Origin of the sequence: Plesiomonas sp., from assembly GCF_051650925.1 — a bacterium.
GTDB lineage: Bacteria > Pseudomonadota > Gammaproteobacteria > Enterobacterales > CAMTGL01 > Plesiomonas.
On record NZ_JBOFRH010000054.1, the window covers coordinates 1 to 4,113 of the forward strand.

Annotated in this window: 4 protein-coding genes; 2 read left to right on the top strand and 2 right to left on the bottom strand. The window is 43.0% G+C overall.

Features of this window, described 5'->3' with window-relative positions; genetic code table 11:
- Positions 1-285 precede the first annotated feature (285 nt).
- Both gadC and xthA read left to right on the top strand, forming a co-directional pair.
- The gene (gene gadC / locus ACRC27_RS01350) at positions 286-1,746 is read left to right on the top strand and encodes a putative glutamine/gamma-aminobutyrate antiporter GadC (protein WP_438638974.1); all 1,461 of its coding nucleotides are present in this window, start codon (positions 286-288) and stop codon (positions 1,744-1,746) included.
- 123 nt (positions 1,747-1,869) lie between these two features.
- Positions 1,870-2,676, top strand: coding sequence for an exodeoxyribonuclease III (xthA, locus tag ACRC27_RS01355; RefSeq protein ID WP_438638976.1), 807 nt, complete (start codon positions 1,870-1,872; stop codon positions 2,674-2,676).
- 71 nt (positions 2,677-2,747) lie between these two features.
- Here the strand turns inward: xthA and ACRC27_RS01360 are convergent, their stop codons facing one another.
- Complete coding sequence (locus ACRC27_RS01360) at positions 2,748-3,479, bottom strand: ABC transporter permease (RefSeq protein ID WP_438638977.1); 732 nt, start codon at positions 3,477-3,479, stop codon at positions 2,748-2,750.
- Between the two features lie 5 nt (positions 3,480-3,484).
- A partial coding sequence (locus ACRC27_RS01365; RefSeq protein WP_438638979.1) for an ABC transporter permease occupies positions 3,485-4,113 on the bottom strand: 629 nt, incomplete at its 5' end.

Here is a 4,113-nt window from a genome sequence, read left to right on the forward strand (position 1 = left end):
TGCTTTTTTGTTGTGCCTTTGATTGTTTATGCATGCCGTAAACCTGCATGGATTATACATTGGGATGAAAAAGAGAGTGATAAATAAGATAAGTGAATTGCAGTATTAACTGATATTGGCCAATTTATATTTATTCTCTTTATATTTAAATGCTTTATATTTAGACGCTATGCCATTATCCAATATGAGCAATGGCATAGCATTTAAACGGGTTAATACCATTAACCGCGCGTTACTTTATAAAAAAGGTATCTGATACTATAACTAGGTATCTGGAGAGTAGTTATGCCTAATCAAAATGAGAGCATAAGTAATAATCAATGTGGCGATAAAAAAACCATTAAGCCGGTTGTATTAACCGTAGGAACATTCATTTTGATGAATATCACTACCGTAATAAGCTTACGTGGTTTATCAACAGAGGCCGAATATGGTTTAGCGTCTGTTTTTTATTACTTATTTGCAGCGCTGTTTTTTTTAGTTCCTGTTTCGCTTGTTGCAGCCGAACTGGCAACGGGTTGGCCTCAAAAAGGGGGCGTTTTTCGCTGGATAAGTCAAGCTTTGGGGGATAGGTTAGGGCTATTGGCAATTTATTTACAATGGCTGGCAACCACAATCTGTTTTCCTACAATGCTTATTTTTGCTGCGGTATCATTAGCGTACACAGGGAATAATCCTATCAGTAATGCTGTATTAGCGGAAAATAAAGTATATACACTGGTTGTGGTGTTATGTGTGTATTGGCTAGCTACATGCATTACTGCACGTGGCGTAAAATCAGCGTCACGCATCAGTGCAGTTGCCGGATTAATCGGTACTATTATTCCTGCCATTATTCTGATTGTATGCGGTGCTTTATATGTTTCCACCGGACATCCTATCGAATTTACGCTCTCTTACTCTGCGGCTATTCCTGACTTTAATCATTTTAGTAATATTGTACTGGCAGCAAGTGTGTTTTTATTTTATTCCGGTATGGAAATTAATGCGGTACATGTTAGCCAGTTAGATAACCCTTCACGTAATTACCCGATAGCCATTGGGTTAGCAGCGATATCAACAGTTATTGTTTTAGTATTGGGCACATTAACGATCAGCGCGGTAATTCCACAAAATCATATGAACTTAGTGCAAAGCTTATTAATGACCTATGATCATCTGTTTACTGCATTGGGGATATCTTGGTTAGGTCAACTCATTGCAGCTATGCTGGCAATCGGGGTGTTAGGGCAGGTTACTGTGATTGTTTCAGGCCCTTCAAGTGGCCTGTTTGCCGTGGGAAGATTAGGCTATCTTCCGCCGTTATTGCAAAAAGTGAATCGTCATGGTGTACAGTGGAATATTTTATTGATGCAGGGTGCTATTGTCACACTGCTCTCTGTATTGTTGATTTTTTTACCGTCAGTGCAGTCTGCGTTTCAGATCCTTGGGCAGCTTTCAATTATTTTATATTTACTGATGTACATTATGATGTTTATTGCTGTCATTGTTTTACGCTACCGAGAACCGACTACCGTTCGGCCATATAAAATTCCAGGTGGAAAAGCGGGTATATGGTTAATTGGTGGTGTGGGGCTATTTTCTTCAGCACTGGCTTTTGTCGTTAGCTTTATTCCACCTGAACAAATATCAGTAGGTAACCCACTAACTTATAGTTTGATATTAGTACTGGGCACAGCAGCATTTGTGGCGATTCCTGTAGTTTTGTATGCCTGCCGTAAAGACTCTTGGGTGAGTGAAACCTAAGCGGTTGGTTATCGCCTCATTAAAGACTCTATCTTGACTGAGATCAATTCTTGCTTTCAAACTGTCTGTGGCCTTGTTAGCATTCTAGGTATCTCTTTTTATTGGTGATAATAAATACAACTTATGAAATTCATATCTTTTAATATCAATGGGTTACGAGCAAGGCCACACCAGTTGGCTGAAATTGTACAGCAGCATCAACCCGATGTTATTGGGCTGCAAGAGATTAAAGTCCACGATGATGCCTTTCCGTTAGCTGATCTTGCTCCGCTGGGGTATCACGTTTTTTATCATGGCCAAAAAAGTCATTACGGTGTGGCGTTACTGACCAAAGCTGAACCCTTGGCCGTACGTAAAGGCTTCCCGACAGATGATGAAGATGCGCAGCGCCGTATCATCATGGCTGATTTGGCCACACCTGCAGGCACATTAACGGTGATTAATGGCTATTTTCCGCAAGGTGAAAGTTGTGATCATGAAACCAAGTTTCCGGCAAAACGTAAGTTTTATGCTGATCTGATGCGCTATCTCAATACCTGCCATAACCCAGATCAACCGATTGTCATTATGGGGGATATGAACATCAGTGCCACGGATCTAGATATTGGTATTGGTGAGCAAAATCGTAAACGCTGGTTACGTACCGGAAAATGCTCATTCTTGCCTGAAGAGCGTGAGTGGATGGAAACACTGTTGCAGTGGGGGCTTATTGATACTTTCCGAGCAGAAAATCCTGAAGTGAATGACAGATTTTCATGGTTTGATTACCGTTCAAAAGGGTTTGATGAGAACCGAGGTTTACGTATCGATCAGATTTTGGCCACGAAAATGCTGGCAGAACGCTGCCTAGATACAGGAATTGATTATCAGATCCGGGGAATGGAAAAACCGTCAGATCATGCGCCAATTTGGGCTAATTTTACGTTGTAACGCTATCTAGATAAAAAAGCCGGTTTAAGCCGGCTTTTTTGTACACGACGCGGTTGTGGCTATATCCAATCTTACGATAAAGGGCGTAGATGCCGTTGCCAGCGTTGTTCCCACCGTTTAAAGACTCCAACAATCATCAGTGTTAAGCACAGATAAATCAGTGCGGCAAAGCAAAAGGCCTCAAACGGCGCGTAATAACGTGCATAGGTATCACGTGCCGCACCGGTAATATCAATGACCGTAACCACACTGGCGAGTGAGGTAGCATGCAGCATATAAATCACCTCATTAGAGTATGCGGGTAACACGCGACGAAAAGCTGAAGGCAAAACTATCCGTCGTAACAAACAAAAAGATGACATACCGTACGCTCGTGCCGCTTCACGTTCTGTACGCGGCGTAGCCTGCATTGCACCACGTAAAATCTCAGTACTGTAGGCTGCAGTATTGAGGGAAAAAGCAAGTAAACAGGGGTAAAGCGGGTTTTGCAGGAATGGCCACCAGACAGAGCCTTGTACACCATCAATCATGCTCACGCCGTAATACACAATATAGAGTTGGATCAGCAAAGGTGTTCCACGAAACAGATAGGTAAATACCCACACTGAGCCTGAAATAATACGGTTCTTGCTGCATCTTGCAATGGCTAACGGAATTGCAAGTAATCCGCCAAACCACAATGAAACAACCAGCAATTGCAACGTAGTCACCAACCCATTGGCATAGTGCAGCAGCGTTTCAGAGGTGAAAATCGTGTTACCGTCTAACCAAGTGGTTAAAATATGCAAAAATGGCTCGTTCATCTTGTCTACTCCCTGACTACGCCAATGCTGTAGTGTCTTTCCAGCGCTGAAATGCCCCATTCAGAAAGCGTGGTTAATGCCAGATAGATAATGGCTACCGGAATAAAAAAGATAAATGGCTCATGTACCGCCCCGGCCGCTTCTTTGGCCAGCTTGACCATATCAGTCAGCCCAATGACTGAAGCCAACGCGGTTGTCTTGACCAGAACTTGCCAGTTATTGCCCAATCCGGGCAGTGCATGTCGCATCATTTGTGGGAACAACACCCGTCGGAATACTTGTGCCGAAGACATACCAAAAGCCCGTGCAGCATCGATCTGACCACGCTCTACCGCCAAAAACGCCCCCCGGAACGTTTCGCCCATGTAAGCACCAAAAATTAGCCCAATGGTCAATACACCTGCGGTAAACTCATCAATATTGATATAAAAATCAATCTGGTAATGTTCTGCTATCCAATCACCTAGCATATTTACGGCAATTTGAATGCCGAAAAAAATGAGCAGCATCAGTACCAGATCTGGCACACCGCGGATCACCGTCGTATAAAGTTGACCAATAACACGCAACCCACGATGTGATGATAATTTAGCCTTCGCCGTGAGTAGCCCCAGTATTAAGGCAATCAGCAGAG

Excerpts from the sequence above, each read along its gene's own strand:
- gadC (WP_438638974.1), top strand. The coding sequence starts at position 286 with ATGCCTAATCAAAATGAGAGCATAAGTAATAATCAATGTGGCGATAAA.
- xthA (WP_438638976.1), top strand. The coding sequence starts at position 1,870 with ATGAAATTCATATCTTTTAATATCAATGGGTTACGAGCAAGGCCACAC.
- ACRC27_RS01360 (WP_438638977.1), bottom strand. The coding sequence starts at position 3,479 with ATGAACGAGCCATTTTTGCATATTTTAACCACTTGGTTAGACGGTAAC.